This is a genomic window from Nonomuraea sp. ZG12 (assembly GCF_052068115.1).
GTDB lineage: Bacteria > Actinomycetota > Actinomycetes > Streptosporangiales > Streptosporangiaceae > Nonomuraea.
The window spans coordinates 31,197-53,298 of sequence record NZ_JBQHCW010000033.1 but is presented as its reverse complement, the minus strand read 5'-3'; the positions used below and the strand labels follow the sequence as shown (position 1 = coordinate 53,298).

At 69.4% G+C, this 22,102-nt stretch carries 19 protein-coding genes and 2 pseudogenes; 8 read left to right on the top strand and 13 right to left on the bottom strand.

Features of this window, described 5'->3' with window-relative positions:
* Positions 1-14: 14 nt before the first annotated feature.
* Both ACTMTF_RS44410 and ACTMTF_RS44405 read left to right on the top strand, forming a co-directional pair.
* Entirely contained in the window at positions 15-3,185 is a 3,171-nt protein-coding gene (locus ACTMTF_RS44410; RefSeq protein WP_441116106.1) for an FtsX-like permease family protein, read from the top strand.
* Positions 3,182-5,293 (top strand): FtsX-like permease family protein, encoded by a 2,112-nt coding sequence (locus ACTMTF_RS44405; protein ID WP_441116105.1) that lies wholly within the window; start codon positions 3,182-3,184, stop codon positions 5,291-5,293. Before ACTMTF_RS44410 ends, ACTMTF_RS44405 begins: the two co-directional genes overlap by 4 nt.
* A 1,068-nt stretch (positions 5,294-6,361) precedes the next feature.
* On the opposite strand, the gene ACTMTF_RS44400 is transcribed toward ACTMTF_RS44405, so the two are convergent.
* The 6 genes and pseudogenes from ACTMTF_RS44400 to ACTMTF_RS44375 form a co-directional block, all read right to left on the bottom strand.
* Positions 6,362-7,342 carry an NmrA/HSCARG family protein gene (locus ACTMTF_RS44400; protein WP_441116152.1) on the bottom strand — a complete coding sequence of 327 codons (981 nt, stop codon included), beginning with the start codon at positions 7,340-7,342 and terminating at the stop codon, positions 6,362-6,364.
* 67 nt (positions 7,343-7,409) lie between these two features.
* Entirely contained in the window at positions 7,410-8,120 is a 711-nt protein-coding gene (locus ACTMTF_RS44395) for an SDR family oxidoreductase (RefSeq protein ID WP_441116104.1), read from the bottom strand.
* 89 nt (positions 8,121-8,209) lie between these two features.
* Positions 8,210-8,720: pseudogene (locus tag ACTMTF_RS44390) on the bottom strand (SDR family NAD(P)-dependent oxidoreductase); the annotation flags it as partial.
* A gap of 16 nt (positions 8,721-8,736) precedes the next feature.
* Positions 8,737-8,886, bottom strand: coding sequence for a hypothetical protein (locus tag ACTMTF_RS44385; RefSeq protein WP_441116103.1), 150 nt, complete (start codon positions 8,884-8,886; stop codon positions 8,737-8,739).
* Positions 8,887-9,040: 154 nt separating this feature from the next.
* Entirely contained in the window at positions 9,041-9,538 is a 498-nt protein-coding gene (locus ACTMTF_RS44380; RefSeq protein WP_441116102.1) for a MarR family winged helix-turn-helix transcriptional regulator, read from the bottom strand.
* A gap of 196 nt (positions 9,539-9,734) precedes the next feature.
* Complete coding sequence (locus tag ACTMTF_RS44375) at positions 9,735-10,001, bottom strand: hypothetical protein (RefSeq protein ID WP_441116101.1); 267 nt, start codon at positions 9,999-10,001, stop codon at positions 9,735-9,737.
* A gap of 48 nt (positions 10,002-10,049) precedes the next feature.
* Here ACTMTF_RS44375 and ACTMTF_RS44370 point away from each other — a divergent pair.
* A pseudogene (locus ACTMTF_RS44370) lies at positions 10,050-10,789 on the top strand (IS256 family transposase); the annotation flags it as partial.
* Positions 10,790-11,222: 433 nt separating this feature from the next.
* Here the strand turns inward: ACTMTF_RS44370 and ACTMTF_RS44365 are convergent.
* Positions 11,223-11,948 (bottom strand): SDR family NAD(P)-dependent oxidoreductase, encoded by a 726-nt coding sequence (locus ACTMTF_RS44365; RefSeq protein ID WP_441116100.1) that lies wholly within the window; start codon positions 11,946-11,948, stop codon positions 11,223-11,225.
* Positions 11,949-12,123: 175 nt separating this feature from the next.
* Here ACTMTF_RS44365 and ACTMTF_RS44360 point away from each other — a divergent pair, with 175 nt between their 5' ends.
* Positions 12,124-13,134: a sigma-70 family RNA polymerase sigma factor gene (locus ACTMTF_RS44360; RefSeq protein WP_441116099.1), complete on the top strand. Its 1,011-nt coding sequence runs from the start codon at positions 12,124-12,126 to the stop codon at positions 13,132-13,134.
* A 139-nt stretch (positions 13,135-13,273) separates the two neighbouring features.
* On the opposite strand, the gene ACTMTF_RS44355 is transcribed toward ACTMTF_RS44360, so the two are convergent.
* Positions 13,274-13,504 (bottom strand): hypothetical protein, encoded by a 231-nt coding sequence (locus tag ACTMTF_RS44355; RefSeq protein ID WP_441116098.1) that lies wholly within the window; start codon positions 13,502-13,504, stop codon positions 13,274-13,276.
* Between the two features lie 66 nt (positions 13,505-13,570).
* Positions 13,571-14,473 (bottom strand): MerR family transcriptional regulator, encoded by a 903-nt coding sequence (locus tag ACTMTF_RS44350; protein ID WP_441116097.1) that lies wholly within the window; start codon positions 14,471-14,473, stop codon positions 13,571-13,573.
* Between the two features lie 43 nt (positions 14,474-14,516).
* On the opposite strand from ACTMTF_RS44350, the gene ACTMTF_RS44345 reads away from it, so the two are divergent.
* Positions 14,517-15,020 carry a hypothetical protein gene (locus ACTMTF_RS44345; protein WP_441116096.1) on the top strand — a complete coding sequence of 168 codons (504 nt, stop codon included), beginning with the start codon at positions 14,517-14,519 and terminating at the stop codon, positions 15,018-15,020.
* Positions 15,021-15,616: 596 nt separating this feature from the next.
* Positions 15,617-15,973, top strand: a complete 357-nt coding sequence (locus ACTMTF_RS44340) for a hypothetical protein (RefSeq protein ID WP_441116095.1) — start codon at positions 15,617-15,619, stop codon at positions 15,971-15,973.
* 512 nt (positions 15,974-16,485) lie between these two features.
* On the opposite strand, the gene ACTMTF_RS44335 is transcribed toward ACTMTF_RS44340, so the two are convergent.
* The gene (locus ACTMTF_RS44335; protein WP_441116094.1) at positions 16,486-17,076 is read right to left on the bottom strand and encodes a hypothetical protein; all 591 of its coding nucleotides are present in this window, start codon (positions 17,074-17,076) and stop codon (positions 16,486-16,488) included.
* Positions 17,073-17,720 (bottom strand): dihydrofolate reductase family protein, encoded by a 648-nt coding sequence (locus ACTMTF_RS44330; protein WP_441116093.1) that lies wholly within the window; start codon positions 17,718-17,720, stop codon positions 17,073-17,075. The genes ACTMTF_RS44335 and ACTMTF_RS44330 overlap by 4 nt, the downstream gene beginning before the upstream one ends.
* A 108-nt stretch (positions 17,721-17,828) precedes the next feature.
* Here ACTMTF_RS44330 and ACTMTF_RS44325 point away from each other — a divergent pair, with 108 nt between their 5' ends.
* Positions 17,829-18,695: a LysR family transcriptional regulator gene (locus ACTMTF_RS44325; protein ID WP_355041484.1), complete on the top strand. Its 867-nt coding sequence runs from the start codon at positions 17,829-17,831 to the stop codon at positions 18,693-18,695.
* Positions 18,696-18,735: 40 nt separating this feature from the next.
* Here ACTMTF_RS44325 and ACTMTF_RS44320 read toward each other — a convergent pair whose 3' ends face one another.
* Positions 18,736-18,978, bottom strand: a complete 243-nt coding sequence (locus ACTMTF_RS44320) for a hypothetical protein (RefSeq protein WP_441116092.1) — start codon at positions 18,976-18,978, stop codon at positions 18,736-18,738.
* Between the two features lie 396 nt (positions 18,979-19,374).
* Positions 19,375-20,460, bottom strand: coding sequence for an AI-2E family transporter (locus ACTMTF_RS44315; RefSeq protein WP_441116091.1), 1,086 nt, complete (start codon positions 20,458-20,460; stop codon positions 19,375-19,377).
* A gap of 255 nt (positions 20,461-20,715) precedes the next feature.
* On the opposite strand from ACTMTF_RS44315, the gene ACTMTF_RS44310 reads away from it, so the two are divergent.
* Positions 20,716-21,612, top strand: a complete 897-nt coding sequence (locus ACTMTF_RS44310) for a YihY/virulence factor BrkB family protein (RefSeq protein ID WP_441116090.1) — start codon at positions 20,716-20,718, stop codon at positions 21,610-21,612.
* The last annotated feature ends 490 nt before the right edge of the window (positions 21,613-22,102 follow it).

Below are 22,102 nucleotides of genomic sequence, written 5' to 3'. Positions count from 1 at the left end.
AGTAGGAGCTGCCCGTGCTGAGGCTGGTCGCCCGGCGCGCCCGTGCGCAATGGCCCTTGCTGGCAGCCCTCCTGGCCGTCGCCGTGGTCGGCCCCACGCTGCTCGGCACCTGCGCCCTCCTGCTCACCCGTACCGCCGAGCAGGCGCTGGAGACCGCCGCCTCCCGCGCCGCCCCCGACCAGATCGACGTCACCGCCTACAGCGTCACCATGCGCGGCGAGCACGCGAGATCCGTCGCCGATGACACCCGCGCAGTGCTGACCTCGGCCCTCGCTCCGTTCGCGACGACGACGGCCGCGCGCGGGGCGTCCGTGATGCGGTCGCTCCCCCGCGCCGGTACTCCGGCTGTGGCGTACCTGTCGGGGGTGGAGGACCTGCCGGCCCGCACCCAACTGGCCGGCGGACGCCTGCCTCGGGCGGGTGCCGCGCCGGCGGAGTCCGTGGTCCTGGAGAGCACCGCGCGGCAACTCGGCCTGACCGTCGGCAGCCGGGTCGGCCTCGGCAGAGAGCTGGCCGACGATCCCGACCAGGGGATCGAGGTGCGCGTGGTCGGGATCGTACGCCCGCTGCCGGGCAGCGGCTGGGAGCGTGACCCCCTCGCCGCCACCGGCTACGATCCGGCCTATCGCGACGGCCGCTCCGCACAGCCGGTGCACGCGTACGGGCCGTTCATCATCGACCTCGCCGACCTGCTCGGCGGCGGCTCCACCCTCGACCGGCTGGAGATCAACGCCCTCCCCGACCTGTCCGCCCCCTCCCGCCGCGACCTCGACACCGTCACCCAGGCCGTGCTCGGCGCCGACCGCCGGCTGGGGCAGACGCTCGGCGACCGGGTACGCATCCAGCGCGTCGCCTCCCGGCTGCCCTCGACCCTGCTGGCCGCGCACGATCAGCAGCGGGTCACCACGGCCGCCGTGCTCGCCGTCGCCGCCATCGGACTCGTCCTGACCGCGACCGCCCTCGCCCTCGCCGGTCGGCTCAGCGCCGGTGTGCGCAGCGACGAGACCGCCCTGATGTCCGCGCTGGGCGTCGGCCGCGGTCAACTCGCCGGCGCCGCGCTCGCCGAGGCCGGCGCGCTCGCCGTGCTCGCCACCGCGGTCGCGATCCCGGCCTCGTCCGCCCTGCACGCCGGGCTGACCCGGCTGCCGCCCATGGCCGGGGCCGGGCTCGCCACGCCGTTCGGCGTGAACGCCGCACAGGTGGTGTCCGTCGCCGGCGGTGCGCTGGCGCTGGCGGCGGTGCTCGTCGTGCCCTCGCTGCGGACCTCCTCCGCAGGTGTGCGCGGGCGGCGGGAACTGCTCGCCCGCTCCGGCGCCGACCTGCTGCTCGTGGCACTCGCCGCCGTCGGCTGGTGGCAGTTGCGCGATCAGCCGACCGGTTCGGGGTCTCCCATCGACGCCGTACGGGTGCTCGCCCCCGCGCTGCTGCTCATCGCCGGATCGGCGGTGACCTTGCGCCTTGTGTGGCCCGCGTTGCGCGTGGTGGAACGGCTGGCCGTCCGGGCTCGCGGGTTGATGGTGCCGCTGGCCGCGTTCGAAGCCGCCCGCAGGCCACAGGCGGTCGCGGCGGGGCTGCTGATCGGGCTGGGCTGCGCGGCGGCCACGTACGGGATCGGGTTCGACGCCACGTGGCAGCGCTCCCAGCAGGACCAGGCTGATCTGTCCGTCGGCACCGATCTCGCGCTCACCCTCACCGCCCCGCCCGCCGCCGGGCAGGGCCGGGTGGTCGGCGCGGCCAGCGGCGGAGAGGTGAGCCCCGCCACCGATCGGGGCATCGCGGTCGGGCAGTGGCTCGGCGGTGCCGGTGACCCGCCGCGGCTGATCGCCGTGGACACCACGCGTGCCGAGGCGCTGCTGCGCGGGCGGCTGAACGACGGTCGCACCTGGAACGCCGTGGGCGCCGTTCTCGCGCCGCCGACGCGCGCCGCCGGTGTGCCCGTCCCGGCCGGAGCCGCGCTCTCCCTGGCCGGGAAGGCGACCGGTACGACGCCGCTCACCGTGACGCCCCGGCTGCTGCTGCAGGATGCGACCGGGCTGCGTACTCCCTGCACCGGCGCGCCCGTTCCGCTCGACGGACAAGCGCATCCGCTGCCGGACTGCGCGACGGCCGAAGGGCTCCGGCTGGTCGCGGTGTCCCTGCCGTTCGCGATCGCGACGGGGAACGTGGGCACCGGCTACTCCGATGCCCTCACGGAACCCCCGGCGGGCGACAGCCGGGTCGCCGTGACGCTCACCGTGGCGGGAGCGGACTCTGAGGCAGCGTCCTGGACCGCCACCTCGGCCGGGCCGGCCCCCGGGCAGCTCGGCGACCCGGCCGTCGCCCTGACCGGCACCTCGGCGGGCACCGAGCTGAAGATGACCACGACCGTCGCGCTGAAGGGCCCGCCGGACGCCGCCAGAACCCTGGTCGCCACCGCCTTCCCGGCCCCGGGACCGGTGCCCGTCGCCGTCTCCGCCCGCTTCGCCGACGAGGTGGGCGCCCGGCGCGGCGCCCGGCTCGACCTCACCGTCGGGCTCACCCCCGTACAGGTGAGCGTGGCCGAGGTGCTGCCGGCCGTGCCGTCCGCTCCGGGCGCGGCGGCCATCCTGGCCGACTTCGACGCCCTCTCCCGTGCCCTCGCCGTCAGCGGCGACTTCGACGTGCCCGTGGACGCGTGGTGGGTCGGCCGTCCCACCGGAGGTGGGGTGGCCGATCTCCGTCTCGGCAGCGTCACCACGCGCGCGTCCGAGACCGCCCGGCTCTCCGGCGGCCCGCTGCGGGCCGGGCTGCCGGCCGTGCTCCGGCTGCTCGTCCCGGCCGCGGTGCTGCTGATGATCGCCGGAATCGTCCTGCACGTGACGTTCGATCTGCGGGCCCGCGCGGTCGAGGTGGCGCGCCTGCGGGGTCTGGGGATGACCCGGCGCGAGATCCGTGCGGTGCTGCTCGGCCAGCACGTCGGCATCCTGGTGCCGCTGCTCGCGGCGGGCGCGGTCGTCGGCGCGCTGGCCACCCGCCTCGTCGCGCCGCTGCTCGTCCGCTCCGACACCGGCGCCGCTCCCGTTCCTGAGGTGCTGTTCGTCTGGCCGTGGGCCGCCGAGGCCGCCCTGCTCACCGGGCTGCTGGCCGGGTGCGCGCTGGCGGTGAGCGCGGTGGTCGTCGTCCAGGCCCGGCTCGCCGACGCCGCGCATCTGCGGGTGGCGTCGTGAGGATCCCGGCACCGCACTGGCCCAGCGTCGCCGGCCGCGCCCGCGCGGACGCCGGACCGTTGCTCCTGGCCGCTGTCGTGGTGGTGGCCATCACGTTGCTCGCCGGCGCGATGCCGCCGCTCCTGTCCGCGACCGCCGACGCCGCCGTACGGGACGCCGTACGCAGGAACGGCGGCGACCTTCAGGTCCACAGCCGCATGGAAGGCGATGACGGGCCGAACGGCAGCCGCGTCCGGCACCCCCGCCTCGCCGAGGACGTCGACGACTTCCGGGCGAGGGCGACGGACGAGCTCGGCCCCGGCCTGCGCGCCGCCCTGCATCCACCCGTCGCCACCGTCATCAGCCCCACCCTCAAGATCACCGACGGCAGCGTGCTGCGGACGTTCCAGCTCGCCTATGTGGCCCGCGACGGCGGGCCCGACGTGACCTGGATCGCGGGCGGCCCGCCCCGGCCCACCGGCTCCGAGACGGCGGCGGTTCCCTACGGTGCGCCGCCGTGGCCGGTGCAGGTGGGCCTGTCGGAGGCGGACGCCGCCGCTCTCCAGCTCCGTCCCGGCGCCCGCCTCCCGCTGGCCGACGACCAGGGGAACGTCAAGAAGGTCCAGGTCAGCGGCATCTTCCGGCCTCGGGACAGCGCCGATCCCGCCTGGCGGCTCCTCCCCTCGCTGCTGAGTCCCGTCGCCGGCGCGGACGGCTGGGGAACCACCCGGTTCGCCGGGCTGCTGTCCCGCGATTCGCTGCCCGACGCCCGGCTCGCCTTCGGACAGGACGAGTTGCGGCGTACCGTCTGGTTCACGCCCGACCCGGCCCGGCTCACCTGGGCCGTGGTCCCGTCGGTCGCCGCGAAGGTGGTCGCGCTCAAGGCGGCCTCCGGCTCCTCCGGCGCCCGGGACGGCTCGCTGAAGTGGGAGACCCGGCTCGACGGGGTGTTGCGGAACGTGAGCGCCCAGGTCGAGGCGGCCTCCGCGCAGGCGTCCGTCCTGCTCATCACCCTGCTCGCCGTCGCCGTCCTGGTCCTGCTGCTCGCCGCCGACCTGCTGGTACACCGCCGCGCCCCCGCCCTGGCGGCCGCCCGGCAGAGGGGGATGTCGCTGCCGGTGATCGGTGGCGAGCTGCTACTCGAATCCGCCGTATCGGCGCTGCTGGCCACGGCGGCCGGGCTCGGCCTGGCCCGGGCCGTCGCGCCGGGGGTCTCCTGGGAGTGGATCGCGCCCGTGGTGGTCACCGCCGTCGCCGCGGGACCGGCGTTCGGCACGCTCACCGCCGCCCGCGCCACCCGGGATCGCCGCGTCCCGGCCAACCGGAGTGCGCGGCGGTGGGCGCGGAACACCGTACGACTGCGGCGGGCCGCTCTGGAGATCGGAGTGCTGGTGGCCGCGTCCGGCTCCGTCGTCGCTCTGTACCAGCGTGGCATCGGTGGCGGGGTGCTGCCCGCGAGCGCGCCCGCCCTCTGCGCGCTCGCGGGCGGGCTCCTGCTGGCGCGGGCGCTGCCCCTCGGGACGCGCTTCGCGCTCAAGCGGCTTCTGCGGTCGCGCCGGCCGCTGGCGGTGTTCGGGGCCGCGAGGGCGGCGGCGACCTCGGCCCGGGTGCTACCGCTGCTGGTGCTCGTGACCTCTGTCGCCCTGGCCTCGTACGCGCTCACCCTTGGCGCCGCTGTCGGCCACAGGACCGCGGCCGGGCCGCTGGCCGCGGGACTGCTGCGGTTGGCGTGGATCTCGGCGGTGACCCTGCCGGTTCTGGGCCTTCTGGGACTCGCACTCGGCGCGGCGGCCGGCGCGCCGGAGCGGTGGCAGACTCTGACCCGGCTACGCACCCTCGGGCTGCGGCCCAGGGAGGCTCGCTGGGTCGCGGCCGGGGAACTGCTGCCGCCGGTGGTGGTCGCCGCAGTGGGCGGTCCGCTGCTCGGGGCGGTGCTCGTCCGTCTGACGTTCGGCTCGCTCGACCTGCGCCTGCTCACCGGGGCCGATCCGGCCCCGGTGCCGCCGTGGTGGGGGATCGGCCTGGTGGCGGTCGCGTTTCTTGCGGCGGTCGCCGTCGTGGTGCCCGTCGAATCAGCGCTACGCCGCCGACGACGGCTGAGCGAGGTACTCCGCGCGGGCGGCGGCTGAGCCGGTCGACTGCCGGCGACCATGACGTGTGCCGCTCACCGTTCGCGGATGCCGCCGGCTTCGGGAATGGCCATATCGGTATCCTTCGCGATCCTTGAGATGCCAAAAGTGCGTTACTGACGGCTGATCGCCCACCGCCGCATCGTAAGTATGCATCGGGAGCCTAGGTGCCTACCAGATACGGCTCGGGGATCACCATGAACGACCCCTGCACGACCCTGCGAGTGAGCCACGAAGCCGGCATGGCCCGTGTCACCTGCTCACGCGAGACCTTCCGGATGGTGTCAACGTTTTCCAGGCCGTGGGGGAACTGCGGCACCGGCCCCAGGTGACCATCGTCATCCGGGTCCGGGCCCGTGGGTTGTGTCCCCGCCCGGCTGCTATAGCCTCTGTCACCCACCGTTAGCGCATAAGGAGTCAGGCTCATATGAGTGGCAGAGCTCAGGACTTCCCGGGCAAAAATTGAGCGGTAACGCGGTCACGCTCAACGCTCTCCGAGACGTGACGGCTGACCGGTTCTCGAGAAGGCCCGGTCAGCCACCTGTTAGGTGGTGATCACGGCGGTCCTGTTCACCCGGATGTCGTCAGGAGGCGGACCCTCGCCTTCTGACGAGGACCGCGGAAGCCGCGCCCGGATGCGAGGGGCCGCCCACCCACAGACGTCCGGTAGCCGCGCCCCCTCCAGCGTGTGCTGCTGCCGGGCTCAAGCCCTGCGGGTAGGACTCCGATGCTGGTTAACCTGGGGCGCTGCCGAGAAACTGCGCGCCTTTAACATCTTTCACCTAAAAGCACGTACTACAGGAAGGGGCTGCGCTCTACAGGGACGATGGCCGACCAGGAAAGGTGACTCCGTTCGGCTGACGGTGATCGCAGAACTGAATGACCGCCGGTTGAATTCTGTGTGACAGGGAATTGCCGCGCAGGACCGGGCAGCTCGCCAGCTGCTGTGGTTGTTCGTCGAGTTGATGGACACGATCGATCCCGACGCCGCAGGGGCACGTGAAGGTCCTTTGCGGCGTCGGGGGTGGTCAGGATGTGATGCGCACTACCTGCGGGCCGGGTTCGGTCTCAGAGAGCGGATTGCAGTTGGCCGCGGTGCTTGATCAGCCAGTCTTCGAGGGGCTGGAGCTGGGGGTTGATGGTGCGGATCAGGTTGAGGTCGCGGTTGCCGACGAAGGTGTCGGCTGCCTCGGTGAAGAATTGGAACATGTTGCCGAGCTCCTCGGCATCGGGGAATCCTGCGGCACGCAACTGATCGTGGGTCATCGGTCGGTAGGCGACCGGCTTACCGAGCACCTTGGCGAAAAGTTCGGCCAGTTGGTCGCCGGTGGCGTGGGTGCCGGCCAGGCCGACGGTACGGCCGACGAACCGAGCCCCGGCCCGGAAGATGCCGTATGCCGTGCGGCCGATGTCCTCGGCGGCCACGAGCGCCATCACGCTGTCGCCCATCGGCAGCGTCAGCGTCGCCATGCCGTCCGGATCGCGGTGCGGGCTCAGCCCGGCGTAGATGAACATCTCGTAGAAGAACGAGGTCTCCAGGAAGGTCGTGGGCACGCCCACGGCCGTGAAGTAGCTGTTCGCTTCGTTCTTGGCGTCGAGGTGCGGCACTTTGTAGCCGTCACCGATGGTGGGTGGCTCACTGCCGAGGAACGCGAAGTGCGGGCGTGTGTCCTCCAATGTCGACCACACGACGTGCTTGAGCCCGGCTGCCTTGGCCGCACGTGCCGCATTGGCAGCCTGGTCCAGTTCCATCTGGGCACGGCTGCGGGCCGCGGCCTGCTCATCGGTCAGCTGTTCCCGGTAGTTGGTGACCACGAACGCGCCGTAAGCGCCCTCGAAAGCGGCGCGCAGGCTGGCCTCATCATCGAGGTCGACCCGTACCACCTCAGCGCCGCGTGCGGCGAGGTCCTTCGCTGTCGCCGAGTCCGGGTTCCGGGTCAGGGCCCGCGCGGTGAAGGGTCCGTTCCAGTCGTCCAGGATGGCGCGCACCAGGCCTCCGCCCTGCGAGCCGGTCGCTCCCACTACCGCGATGATCTTTTTCTCCGTCACGTTCGCTTGCCCTTCTAAGGGTTGGAGTCGTCGACGCGCCGTGGTGACGCGCCGCGGTGAGTTTGTGTCAGACCAGTCCGCCTGCCGCGCGTATCGCCTGCCCGGTGATCCATCCGCCGGATGGCGATACGAGGAAGCTGACAACGTTGGCGATGTCCTCGGGTTCGCCGATACGGCCCAGCGGTGTCTGTGCGGCGATCAGGTCGGGGTCCACGTTCAGCTGCTCGGTTCTGGTGGGGCCGGGGAGCACGCTGTTGACCGTGATCCCGCGCGAGCCCAGTTCGTTGGCCGCCTTCTGAACGAGCACGTCCCCAGCGGCTTTACTCGCCGCGTAGGGGCCCGTACCGGGGGGTTGCGCCACTACGGCGACGCTGGAGACGATGACGATGCGGCCGCCGTCGGACATTCTGCGCGCGGACTCACGTATGCCGATGAGGGTCGCGCGGGTGTTCGTGCGCCACATGAGGTCGAAGTCCTCGTCGGATGTGTCGGCTACAGCGGCGGGTCGGATGGTTGCCGCGTTACCGACGAAGGCGTTGAGGCCACCGAAGCGTTCCTCGGTTACCCGGAAGAGCTCTCGTAGCTCGTCGGGGTCGGCGACGTCCGCGCGGACAGCGACGGCCTTGCGACCCGCTGCTTCGACATGTTCGACGACCTCGTCCGCAGCCCTGGCTTCGTCGCGGTAGTTGACGACGATGTCGAAGCCGTCGGCGGCGAGTTTGCGGGCGATGGCGCGGCCGATGCCGCGTGAGCTTCCAGTTATCAGAGCGACGGCCATGGCTTCTCCTCATGGGTGTGTCTCAGGGCAGGCTTTCGCCCGATCAGCGGCGTCAGGCAGACGGCGATCGTGTTCGGTGAGCTGCTGGGTCAGTCGTCGTACAGGGGAACCAGCACCCTGTCGTCCAGGGTGGTTTCACTGCCGACCAGGGAGGTGATCACGCTGGCTACCGCCTCTGGTGTGGCTGCGCGAGCCAGCAACTGTGAGGGGAGCACCGCCTTGTTGCCGGCGGTGGCGATGAGCTGAGGCAGGATGACGTTGACGCGGATGCCGTGGGGACGCAGTTCGAGATCGAGGATGCGGCCCAGGTGGGCGAGGGCGGCCTTGGTGACGCCATACGCGGCGGCGCCCGGGCTCCACTCCCGGCCGGGCCCCGGTGTGGACAGATCGCGCCCGCGCCCTTCTGCCGCAGTACGGCTCCACCGCCTGCGTCAGCCACAGCGCGGCGTCGAGGTTCACGTGCATCAACGTGCTGAGGGCCTGAGGTGTCACCGTGCCGAAATCGCCGAACATGTGGGCGCCGATGGTGTTGATCAGAACGTCCGGCGACCCGACCTTGGCGACGACGTGGTCCAACAGGGGTGTGGCGGTAGCCGGATCGGTGGCGTCGGCGACCTCACGTGAATGCCGGAGGGGGCAGGCCCGTCAGGTTTGCTTCGGTGCGGTCGACAGCGACCACGGCCAGGCCGGCCGAATACAGGGAGAGCACGGTGGTCTTTCCCAGTCCGCCGCCGGCGCCAGCGACGATGGCGATGCGCGTGCTCATGATGTCAAAACCTTCCGTATGTGACGTGTTCGGTGCAGGAGTCATCGCGACCGGAGCCTCAAGGCGCCGGCCCTGTCAGGTTTACTGAGGTTGTTGAGGATTCGAATGCCGAGCTTCTGATGACCGCGCGTGGTCACCTATTTAGAGCGGCCTGTCACACTCCGTGTGCCCGGAACAGGGCGCTACCGTTCGGATCGATAGCGGCGCGCATGCGACGGTTGATCTCCCGCATCTGCCGAACCTGTGCCGCCGTCAAGGGGTCGAAAATCAGCCGTCGCACCGTCTCGACGTGCCCGGAGGATGCCTGGTCGACCTTTTCGCGGCCAGCCGGTGTCAGCACGGCGAGGGTGGAGCGGCCATCGTCGGGATCGCGATGTCGCACAAGCCATCCGCGACTCTCGAGTTTCGTCGCGACCTGAGACAGGCGTGACTGCGAACCGTTCGTGATGAGGGCCAGATCGCTCAGGCGCATGGTTTCTTCGGGGGCATACGTCAGTCCGGAGAGCACCAGGTATTCGTAGAAGGTCAGTCCGGCGTCGGCCTGCAGTTGAGCGTCGAGGGCGCCCGGCAGGGTCAAAAGGACTGAGACGAGAGCAGTCCAAGCCGCCTGCTCGTCCTCGTCCAGCCAGCGGGGCTCATCGGTGCCATCCATCCGTTCCCATCGCTTTCCCTGTACATCTCACTGCCTCCGGAATGTGCAGCACACTCGATTGAATCTAGAGCCATTTACTTCAAGAGTCAATGATATTTGCTTCAAGATTGATGCGATGTAGAGAACTTTGACGGGTGCGGCTCGTCCTCAGCGACCGGAGCGATCAAGCAGCGAGCAGCGAGCAGCGAGGATCAGGCTACTCGCGAAGATCGCCACCGCAGCCGACGATTCCGCCAGGGGTGGAGCGCCGCTTGCAGGTAGGACGAAACGGAAAGCCGAGGAACGTCACCGAGGCCCTTTGCAGCAGGAATACCGCCGCCGAGACCTCCGCCCGCAGCCACGGGAAGATCATTGGCGGCACCGCCGTCACCGACGACGCCATTCTGTCCAGGTTGCGTCCACGGGGGTGGTGTACGAGTTTGGCCTGGTGACAGGCGTGGCGTCGTGAAATGAAGACGGCCATCGCGTGATCCTTCGAGTAGCAAAGATCAAGTTCGAAGGAGAACAGGCGATGGCCGTGGACAACAGTGTGACGCCCGTACAGTGGCTGGCGAAGCAGATCGAGACCGGCGACCCGGATCTGTTGCGATCCATGGTGAAGACCATGGCCGAGACGTTGATGTCGGCCGAGGCCGACACCTTGTGCGGGGCCGGCTACGGCGAACGCAGCAGTGAGCGGACCAACTCGCGCAACGGCTACCGGGCCCGGGAGTGGGATACCCGGGCGGGCACGGTGGAGCTGGCGATTCCGAAGCTGCGTCAGGGCTCGTACTTCCCCGACTGGCTGCTGGAACGTCGTCGCCGGGCCGAGCAGGCGCTCATCAGTGTGGTCGCGACCAGCTATCTGCTGGGGGTGTCGACGCGGCGGGTGGACAAGCTGGTCGAGCAGCTGGGCATCAAGAACATCTCCAAGAGCCAGGTCTCGCATATGGCCACGACGCTGGATGAGCAGGTCGAGGCGTTCCGGACCTGGCGCTGGACACCGGCCCGTACCCGTTCGTGTGGCTGGACGCTTTGACGCAGAAGGTGCGTGAGGGCGGGCGGGTCATCAACGTGCACTGCCTGGTGGCCACCGCCGTGAACGCCGACGGCCGGCGCGAGATCCTCGGGCTGGAGGTCACCTCCGCCGAAGACGGCGCGGGCTGGCTGGCGTTCCTGCGCGGCCTGGTCGCCCGCGGCCTGTCCGGGGTGCAGCTGGTGATCTCCGACTGCCACCGCGGGCTGGTGACCGCGATCGGCGCGACGCTGCCGGCGCGTCCTTGCGGGACTCCTGGTGCTGCTCACCCTGTCCGCCTGCCAGATCGGCCCCGGCGAACTGTTCCGGGTCGCCAACGAAACCGACGAGACGGTGGTGGTGAAGTGGAACGACGCCTCCCCAGCGTTGACAGCATGCCGGCCCATGCCGTGCGCGACATAGGCCGGCATGGCGGATGAGACGCCAGTTAGCCGCGCTGGTGCTCTAGCATTTGACCCGCTGGTATTCGGTTGCCATGTGCTGTTTCAGCGCAGCCATTGCGGGCGCTGGTGGTGCAGCATGGCTTGCGGGAGCGGTTATGGTATTGGTGATGCCGGCGTGCGGGATCACCGCGCGACGACCGATCCGAGCAGGCCGGTGCACGCTGCGGTGAGATCGGTGGCGCAGCCTTCCGCCCGTGCCGAAGTTGCACCGTGTCCCGCCTTTTGCTTATGACGTGACGGGCTCTGCTGCTACGAGCGCCGCATTCTGGCGCTCGAGTGCCTTGACCGCACCGCTGCGCCAGCTCTCGGCCATGGACTCTGATATGGCATCGGGGAAGATGTCCTCGTCCTCTTTCTCCACTCCGTCGAAGATGGCTCGCGCGACGGACTCCGGAGAGAACTTCGGTATGTCGAGGCCTCGGATCATATCGGTGTCCACAGGGCCGGGCATGACGGTATGAACCCGCACGCCCTGTCCGGCCAAAAGAGCACGCAGCGATTGCGACAGGGAGAACACGGCCGCCTTTGAGATCGAGTAGGCCGGAAGGACCGGCACGGCGGCCCAGGCCGCCAACGACGCAAGGTTGACGATGGCTCCTTGAGAACGAGTCAGCAACGGCAGAAAAGCCTGGGTCACGCCATATGTGCCGAAGAGATTGACGGCGAGGTGCTGTTCGAGCGCGGCACGATCGCTGAGGTCACCGTAGAGCGCCAGGGCAGCGTTATTGATGAGGATATCGAGAGACTCGACTCTCTCGACAGCCGCCTGAGTCTGCGCAGCGTCGGTCACGTCAAGGATCAGCGGTGTAACGCGCTCATCCGAGTGGGCCAAGGGCTGGCGCGTACCGGCATATACCCGCTTCGCGCCTCTCCTCAAGGCTTCCGCCACCAGCGCCTGCCCAAGACCGCGATTGGCCCCAGTCACCAGAACTGCTCTATCTACGATTGTCATGGGTACGGCTCCTCTTTGTTTCTGCGTCCCGACGCCCGGATCATCCGAGCTGTCAATGATGTAGACACCGCGACGTCGGGAAAGTGGGCGCCCACCGACCGCCCAGTTCGCTCCTTCGCCGGTGTCTATACCTTGGAAGCGCGACAAGGTGAGCGAGAAGTGAGGCGAGGGTGGAGTGGTGACAACCGACCTGATCACCAGGGCGCGGGCCGGGGACGGCGAGGCGTTCCGAGAGCTGACCGAGCCGCACCGAAGAGAGCTACAGGCGCATTGCTACCGGATGCTCGGATCCTTCCAGGACGCCGAGGACGCCCTCCAGGACACGCTGCTGGCTGCCTGGCAAGGCCTCCAAGGATTCCGGGGGCGCGCCTCGCTCCGCACGTGGCTCTACCGGATCGCCACCACCCGGTGCCTCAACGCGCTTCGCTCGGCCAACCGACGCCCGGCCAAGGAGTGGGACATCCCCGAGGTTGAACCGCCCGAGCCGACCCGGCTGGGCGAAGTGGTGTGGCTCGAGCCATACCCCGACGCCCTCCTCGAAGGCGCGATCGACGTGCCGCTCGGCCCTGAGGCACGCTACGAACAGACCGAATCCATCTCCCTGGCCTTCGTGACCGCGCTGCAGATCCTGCCCGCCCGCCAACGCGCCGTCCTCATCCTGCGCGACGTACTCGGATACCACGCCCACGAAGTCGCCGATATGCTCGACTCGACCGTCGAATCGGTCAACAGCGCCCTCAAACGAGCCCGCGCCAGCCTGCACCGCCTACCACCAACCGGTGAACGCCAACTGCCTCCCGCACCCGACTCACCCGCCGAACAGGCGCTCGTAGCAAAATTCGTCCACGCCTACCAGACCGGCGATGTCGACGCGCTGGTCGCCTTGCTCACCGACGACATCCACGTCTCCATGCCACCGATCCCCCTCGAATACCAAGGCCGCGACGTCGTGGCCCGCCTCCTCGCCGGCATCATCCGCCACGACCGGACATACGACCTCGTACCGACGCGAGCCAACGGTCAACTGGCATTCGGGGCCTACCTTCGCACCCCCACCGGCGGCATCCGCCATGGAACCGGCCTCCTCGTCCTCACCGTCACCGGCGACCAGATCTGCGCCATCACCCGCTTTGACACCAGCGTCCTCCCATCGTTCGTATTGCCGCGATCACTCCCCAGCCGATAGGCAGCCCTCCGACCACGCTCCACAACGGGGATACCACGCGCATTCGAGGGTCGGGGGCCGGCGCTCATGCCCAACCATTGACGGCAGCAGACCAGCCAGCACCCAACCAGCCAAACAAGATCGACGCTGCGGGTGCCGATTAATCATCCGGCCAGGTCAAGCCGCATGCCGATACTCCTTCAGGATGCCCCCAAGCGAGCCGTTCGGGGACGACGATGCGGCGGCCGGCCCCGGGATAGGCGGGCTGGGTGACCTGCAACCACAGGCCGTTGATGTCCAGGCCGTGCAGAGTGGCCAGGCGGCTGATGTAGGACGGGGGAATTTCGTGTCGTGCGGGCGGGACGGGGTCGGGCAGCGTGCGCAGGAGCATCGCCAGGTCGGCCCGCGGGTCCCTGGCCGGCGCGGTTCGGAAGAGCCCGGGTCCGTTGTCGGATGATTAGCCGATGTCGTCGGCGTTGTCGGTGGAGGCTGTAGAGGGCTGATCAGTTGGTCTGTGGGGCGTGTCGCCGTGCTGCTGGGCGTGTAGCAGTTCGAGGGCGCGTTCTTCGTACCGGATGCGGGCCGGGGAGAAGTCGTACGGCATCTTACCGATGGCCTCCGACGCGCTCATCGTCGTCTCGCTCTCGTCCTCGTCCGCAGTCTCGTCGTACTGCTCAAAGAGGTCGTCGTACGCTTCTTCCAGTCCGGCGTCCTCGATGGCGGAGTCCAACGCGGTCTCGTGTGCGCACCGCTGGATGGCGAGGGTGTCCACGCGAGGGTCGTCGGGGGAGACACTGTCGTCCAGGGCTGCCTCGGCCTCCGCCAGGCGGTCGTCCTCGGCCCGCAGATCGGGCTGGGTGGCCAGGACGATGAACCGGTCTGCCTGGACGGCAGCGCCGAGCGGGCCGAAGACGCGCTCGGTGACCAGGAGGGTATCGAGGTCAGAAGGGCGCAGGGCCCCGGGCGGCACGTGGCGGAGTCGGCCGGTGACCAACGGGGAGAGCAGGCCAAGGGGGTTGCCGGACTCGCGCAGGCGGCGGACGGCGGTCCGCCGGTGTTCGATAGCGGCTGCCTTGGCGGTGAGGGATTCCTCCAGCCGGGCGAGCGACTGCTCGATGTCGATGGCACCCGCGAAGGCGGTGCGGATGTCGTCCAAGGGGATACCGGCGTCCGCCATTTTGCGGATCCACAGCAGGCGGATCATGTCGTCGTAGCCGTAGCGGCGGCGGTTGTCGGCGCCCCGCTCCGGTTCGGCAAGCAGCCCGATGGCGTGGTAGTGGCGGATGGCTCGGGGGGTGGTCCCGGTGAATGCGGCAGCGTCGCCGATCTTGACCCAGCGGGGAATCGCAGGCAGGTGCATGAAGGAAACCTCTCAACGTCGTGCTCACCGTTCACTGGACCACATGCCGCTACGGCATATGCAAACCCCGCCGGCGTCGAGTTCGCGGTCGGCGGTCCCGGCGGAGACCGGCCGCGGCGGCAAGGCGCCGGGCGTGTCCCATGTGAAGTCCGCGAAGGGGGCGTTCACCAGCGGCAGGTGCACCCAGGGCGCGGTGATCCAGCCTCCGGTGGTACGGACCGAAGACGCGGGAGAGGTCGTAGGGGTCGTAGTGCACCTCCCAGAGCCCGCGCTTGGCCCCATGGCCGGAGTGCTGCCGCCGCCACGGCCCCAGCTCCGGCGCGTCGTAGTGCGGATGGCGGCCTCGCGGATGCCGCACCGGCAGCTGCTCGACATCGATGCGCGGATGGAACAGGCCGCCGCGAAACCGGTGACCGTGCCGGACACTGTTGTCATCGACGGTGGGAAGGTGTTCATCTCCGACACCTCTGCCGCGACCAGGGAGACTGCCCCTTCGCCGGTACTTGGTCTGCGCCCCCAGTTCCTCGACCAGCTGGGGCCCCGGTAGCAATCGCGGAAAATCCAACGGATATGGGCCTGACCTGCACGGATCGAGCCTGGCCTGCCGTTCACCTGATCGTTTTCCCAAGGAGTCTCCACAGGTCAACAGCAACACCGTTGGACTCGCGGCCATTACTACCGGGACCCCCTCGTTCCCACCCATTTCCAGCACCGAAAGACCAGCTTAAGAACCGCGAGAAAACAGGAAAGCACCCGCGATCCCCGACGAAGCCCCGGCCCTGCTGCCGCGCGGCAGCAGATCGCCCCGCTGATCGTTCAGATCCGCTCCGCTGGAGGCGACCCTGCGCGACTGGCGGGCCCGCCAGTCCGTCCGGGGCCCGCGGCATGCTCAAGGGCGCCGCCGACCTCGACGCGTACCTCTGCGCCCGCGAACCCTGAGGCCGAGCCACGTCCACCACGGGAACCGGCGTGGCCACGGAAGGAAGCCAGGCCCGAGTGCCGGGGCATTTCGGCCATATCTATAGCGCTTCGTCCGCCGCACACTGCGAGAAACCCCCGCAAACGCTTCACCATTTGTCCGAACCACGCTGCGCGTATGGGAGACGAGGCTAGAGTGGCCGAGTTCTCCAGGAAAGGATCATCATGCTCAGCATTGTCCGGCGTTCTGCCCTTGCAGGCGCGCTCGCGATGAGCCTCGCCGTGGCCACCGTCGGCTTCGCACCCCCCTCGGCCGCGGCGACACCGCCGTACGGACTCCTCAAGCTGGTCTTCAGGTGTGCCCACGTGGGGGGCGTGTCGGTCACGGTCGTGGGTCCGGGCGTCGCGGGCAGCGCGCGCGACGAAAACGGCACGCACTACTTCCGGGGCCGGCCCGGCGCCTACCGGGTGAAGCGCCTCGCGAACGGACGGATCGCACCGAGATCCAGGCTCATCCAGATCCCGAAGTTCTCGACCCGCACCGTCAATGTCTGCTCCCTCAAGTGGCCCGGGCGCCCGTGACCCTGGGCCGCCTTTCTTGATCTCGCCCTCGCCAGTGCCCCTCTCTCGGGCTCCCACGATCACTCTCGGGTGCGGGTGGGCCGCACCGGTTCCGGCGACTCTCGGCCGCTGGTCACACTCGCCCCGTTTCTGGGCTTCGTCGATGCGCGCCCGATGACCCGCACCTGGCCGTCCTGTTGTCCAAGGACTCCGGACCGTTCGCCAGCTGCAAGCCCGACCGACACACCGAGATCTCACCGCTGCCCTGCGAACCCGCACCCATGGGGCTGTGGGCGAGAGAGGCCTTCAGCGAGTCCTGATGCAATCAGGACTCGCTGAACATTGGCGGCAGGCATGGACGTTCTCTACACCTGAACACGTGGTGACCAGCGAGCGCCGTGTGCAGAAGGTTCAGCCAGGCCGCGCCGGGCGCGACCTGTCCCCCGTCGTCCGCCTGAAGACCGTACCGGCGTACGCGTTTCGACGTACGCACGTCAGGAGGCCTCGACGACAGCAGGCCCGCGGGACTCCGGTCATGCGCCGGACGGGCTGTCCCAGCCGGAGACGAACCAGCGGACCGCCCCCGTGGCCGGGTCGTACAGCCGCCGGCGGATGACGCCGATGTCGCCCCCGTAGACGTGGATCCCGACGGTGGGCTCGTCGCCGACGGCCGCGACGGCGTGGACGTCGTCGTCGGTCGTGCAGCAGACCGTGACCTGCCCGCGTTCCCACACCTGCTCACCCGCGGGCGTCAGCGCCCGGCACGGCCCGGACGCCGCGGGCTTGAGGTAACGGATCTCGCGTTCGGCCCCCGCGTAGATGCCGACGACCCCCCACGTCTCATGCCCGTGCACGGGGGTGCGCTGGCCCACGTTCCAGACGACGGACGCCAGTGACCAGCTCCCGTCGGGGGCGATGTGGAGCGGGTACGTGACGTGACGCTCGTCCGACGGCCGCGTGACCTCCGGAGGGAGCCGGCAGCCGCTCGCCAGCAGGGCGGACAACCGGGCCGCCACCCGCCTGGTGAGCTCATACTGGTCGTCGATGGTGCCGACCAGCGACGTCACGTCCCAGATGAAGCTCTCCATGTCCGCCGCCTCCGGCTCGATCGCCGAGGGGGTCATCGGTTCCTGGCCGTGAACGTCAGATGCGTGACGCCGGACGGCGTCGAGACCGCCTCGATGCTGTACGACTCCTCCAGCGCCTCAAGCCCGTCCCAGAGCCGGACACCGCGGCCGAGCAGGAGCGGAACCTGCACCACATGCATATGGTCCACCAGCCCTGCGGCCAGGAAGTCACGGACCACCGAAGGACCGCCGCCCAGGCGCACGTCCAGACCGCCGGCCGCCTCCCGGGCCTCCCTGAGCGCCTCGGTGGGCGAGGCGCTCAGGAAGTGAAACGTGGTGCCGCCGTCCATCTCGACCGAGGGCCGCGGCCGGTGGGTGAGCACGAAGACCGGCGAATGGAACGGCGGATTGGGGCCCCACGCGCCCTTGTAGCCGGGGTCGTCCTGCCAGCCGGGCGGGCCGAACTTGCCCGCGCCCATGATCTCGGCGCCGATGCCCCGGCCGTGCATCGCGGCGAACGCGTGGTCGGCGCCGCTGCCGCCCTCCCTGCGGCCGCCCATCTCGTGCCAGTACCGGGTGGCGAACATCCACTCGTGCAGGCGCTCACCGGCGTGCCCGAACGGAGCGTCGGCGGCCTGGCCCTCACCGGTGGCGAAGCCGTCGAGCGAGATCGAGAGATTGTGCACGCGTAATGCCGACATCAGAGCGCTCCTTCTCGGGCGGGTCTTTCTGGTCGACACCAGCATGAACCCCACGATCCATGACGTCTAATGCTGATGTTTCGATAAAATCATCGATATCCTCGATGAATGCTCAGCCTGACCCACCTCAAGGTCCTGGCCGCGGTGGCGCGACACGGCTCCGTGACCGAAGCGGCCAAAGAGCTGCACTACTCGCAATCGTCGGTCAGCCACCACCTGGCCCGCCTCGAAGCAGCCACGGGCGCCAAGCTCATCCAGCACGTCGGCCGCGGCATCCGGCTCACCCCCGAAGGACGGCTGCTGGCCCTCCGCGCCGGCGAGATCATCGGACGGGTCGACGCCGCCACCAACGAACTCGCCGCACAGGTAGGCCTGCAGGCCGGACGGGTCCGCCTGGCCGCCAACGCGTCGGCGCTCAGCACGATCGTGCCCAAGGCGGCCGCCTTCCTGGACCGGGCACATCCCGGACTCGAACTGATCCTCATCGACCGCCACCCCGTGGAGGCGCTCGAAATGCTCCGCCAAGGCGAGATCGACATCGCACTCGTCTTCCAGCACGCCGACGCGCCACTCGAGAACGAGGAGAACTTCCGCCTCGTCCACCTCGGCGACGACCCCATCTACCTCATCAGCCGGCAACCCGGCGACGACCTCGCCGGCCACCGCCAGTCCGCCTGGATCGGCGGCTGCCGCCGCTGCCAGGACGAACTGATCGCCGTGTGCCGGCAAGCAGGCTTCACCCCCCGCATCGCCTCACTCAGCGACGACATGGTCGTCGTCCAGGCCCTCGTCGCCGCCGGCAGGGGCGTCACCACCCTGCCCGGCCTCGCGCTCCAGGCCCACCGCCGGCCCGACATCCACGCCACCGAGCTGACCGGCTTCCGCCGCCGGATCCACGCCGTCACCTACGGCGAACCACCCGACCCGCCCGCCGTCGCCGCCGTACTGGCGACGCTGATCGAGGCCACCAGGTGAACACCGTCAGGGCAGCCCCGCCTCCGACCGTTGGATCGGGTCATGTGCCCGGACGGTTGGTCGTCGGGATCTCGATCTTCGTCTCCTGGCCCTTGGTGAGGAAGAACAGGATGTAGCGGCGCACGGCCTCGTCGACGACCCAGGCGGTCTCGGGCACCAGCGGCAGCGGGATGCAACCGCAGCACGGCGAAGGCGTTCGTAACAGCGAGATAGGCCAGGCGAAGAAGTACGGCCCGTCATCATGCCCCCAGGTGTTTTCCCCTGCCATCTGAAGCTCGCGCACACCACGTTAAGCCGCCCATGGCCATGACCTGGGCGAATGCGATTGTCGGCAGGCGCAGTGCAGGATCGCCCGTACCGTGGAGGCTGCAATGTTGTAGCCCAGCCGGGCCGATTCGCCTTGGATTCTCCGATGTCCCCATGTCGAATTCTCCCGCGCCATTCGGCTGAACAAGCCCCTCACCAACCGGTGGACAAGCGACAACACCACCTCATGATGGTCGCAGCCGCCGCCCTGATCATGCAGCGAAATCCCAGCTCACAGAACGAAACCGAGTTTCCGAGCGGACAGGATCCGCTTGATCTCCCCGGCCAGCGCGGCATCGGTCGCAGCCCGCTCCCACGGCCTGGGCACCACCGGCGCCCGCCGCGAGCGCGCCTGCGCCCGTCTCCGAGCCCGTCAGTCCTTCTGCTCGGGTTTCTTCCCAGGAGATACGGCCTGCGCCGGTGGTTCTGGGGGCGGTCCTGCCGGGAGGGGGATCGGATCGTCCTTGAAAAGCTCGGGCACGCCCCGGTAGAGGATGGCCGTGATCGGCACCGCCACGACCGCGCCCGCGATCCCGGCCAGAATGCCGCCGACGGCCAGCACAATGATGATCGCCAGCGGATGGAAGTGCAGCACCCGGCCGACGATCAGCGGCTGGAGCACATGGTTCTCCAACTGCTGCTCCACCACCAGGATGCCGATGAAGATCAGCGCGTAGATCGGGCCCTTCGCGCCGAGCGTGACCAGCGTCGCGACCGCACCGGCGAAGAGGATCCCGACGATCGGGATGAAGCTGGCCAGGAAGATCAGTACGGCGAGCGCCGCCCAGAGCGGGACGCCCATGATGGCCAGCACCAGACCCATGAGCACGCCGTGCACCGCCGCCACGGCCACCGTGCCCAGCGCGTAGTGCGACAGCGTGGCCCAGGCGGTCCGTCCGGCCCGGTCGACCCGCGGCGCCATCCGGCCGAACCCCTTGAGGAACCAGGACCAGATCCGGTCACCATCCTTGAGCAGGAAGAACGTCACGAACAGCAGGAGCACGATCGAGGCCAGCGCCTCAATCACCACCACGGTGCCCGCGAGAACCGTCGAGGTGATCTGCTGTTGCCGTTCGGTGATCAGCTTGGCGATCTCGTCCACCCAGCCGCTGAGCTGGATGGGCTCCAGGTGCAGAGGGCCGGTGTAGAGCCAGCCCTCCACCGTCTTGGCCGTCTGCCTGACCTGTGTCACGAGGCCGGGGAACTCCTCATTGGCCCGCACGCCGATGATCCAGCCCGTCCCGCTCAACACGGCGAAGGCGACGAGCATGGTGACCCAGGTGGCGTAGATCGCCCTCAGGCCCGACGCGCGCAGGTGCCGGGTGAGCGGGAACAACAGCGCGGTCAGCAGCAGGGCGACCGCCACCGGGAGGGCGACGAAGCGCATCGTCGCCACGAAGCCGAACACATAGTTGGCCACGATGCCGATGACGATCAGACACGCGCACCACGCGGCCATCCTCGCCAAGGTCGGAGGCACCAACCGCGACAGGGGCTCCTGAGGCCGATCCATGCACGGGTACTTCCCCACCGGTCGGGAATAGGCACGCTTTCAGGCTTCGAGCCAGGGGAAATTTCGGAGATGTAATATTTGCGTCAGAGTAGGGGCAATCAGCCCTACCAGCTTTCTCACGACGGCACGGTGAGCCATCTTCTGTGAAGCGACCGCAGCGCGCGAGCACGGCCGCATCCCGCCGACGCACCAGCTCCAGCCATGAGTGCCGCCCGGCGCTGGGCCGGCCGGATGGCGACAGGCTGGAAGCGGGCGAGGAGCCGGCACGGCTGGTTGGATCACACGGTGCGCGCCCTGATCCGCTATGACAAGGCCGACGCCGGCCGGCTGTCGGCCGCTCTCACCTACTATGCCTTCTTCGCCACCTTCGCCCTGGTACTGCTGGGGTTCGCCATCCTCGGCCGCGTTCTGGACCATCCGGCGGCGTTGGCCGAGGTGCAGCGCTACCTGAGCGACACCTTCCCGCGTCTGGACGTCCAAGCGCTTCGCAATGCCGGCGGAACGGCCGGGCTGGTGGCCTGCGTGGTGCTGCCGCTGACGGGCCTGTTCTGGATGGACACGCTGCGCTCGGCGACCAGGGCGATCTGGCGGCTCGAGGAGTATCCGGGCAACTTCTTCCTGCGCCAGATCATTGACCTCGGTGTGGTGGTCGGGCTCGGGGTGCTGCTGTCCCTGTCGCTCACCGTCGCCTTCGCCGCTGAGTGGGTGCTGACCTGGCTTGCGGTGAACACCGTGGGTGTGGACGCCACCCCCGCCCGGTGGGTGCTGCCGGTGGCGGCGTTCGTGTTGGGAATCGGGGTCAACACCTTGCTGGCCATGGCGCTGCTTACCGCGCCACCCCGGCTGCATGTACCGCTACGCCGGGTGATCGGCCCGGCGCTCGTCATCACGATCGGCCTGGAGATCCTCAAGACCCTCGGCCAAGCCCTGCTCAACCTCACCGCCGCCAACCCCGCCTACCAGGTCGTCACCGGAGCGGTGGCGATGCTGCTCTTCCTCAAGGTGCTCAACCAGCTCATCCTGTTCGCCACCGCGCTGGCGGCCACCAGCGCCATCGGCGATGTCACCGACCTGGCCACTCCGTCAGGTCCGCCGTGACCTCGAGGCGCGCCACCACCCGGACGGCCGATTCCGGCTCTGCCTGTTCATCCGTCGCGACGCCACATCGCCCCCCGCACCGCCAGCCGAAGTTACTCGGCATCTGTCCGAGGGTCAAGAATGATGTCCATGGAAGAGGGGGCCGTTCCGCCTAACGCTTCACCGTCTCGATCGGCCTGCACGAGGAATTAGCGCGCCCATGGGTTGTGCTCGCCGACCAGTCGCCAAGCGCGCGGATGCCGTACTCGCGCAGCATCGTGCCGAGCCTCGTCGCGGTCAGTCCCGCCGGGCCGTGATCAACCCTTCGCTTTCAGGGTCACTCTTGAGGCGCTCCAGCAAGAGCGCCACCTTCCGGACCCGGCTGGCGGCGGGTGGGAAACCGGCCCGCATGCGGATGGCGACCCTCGGGGTGGTCTACGACGCCGAGCCGGCGCCCCGCCGGCCGCACGATGTGATCGCCGTCCCCGGGGGCCGGGCCGGGCAGCGCCTG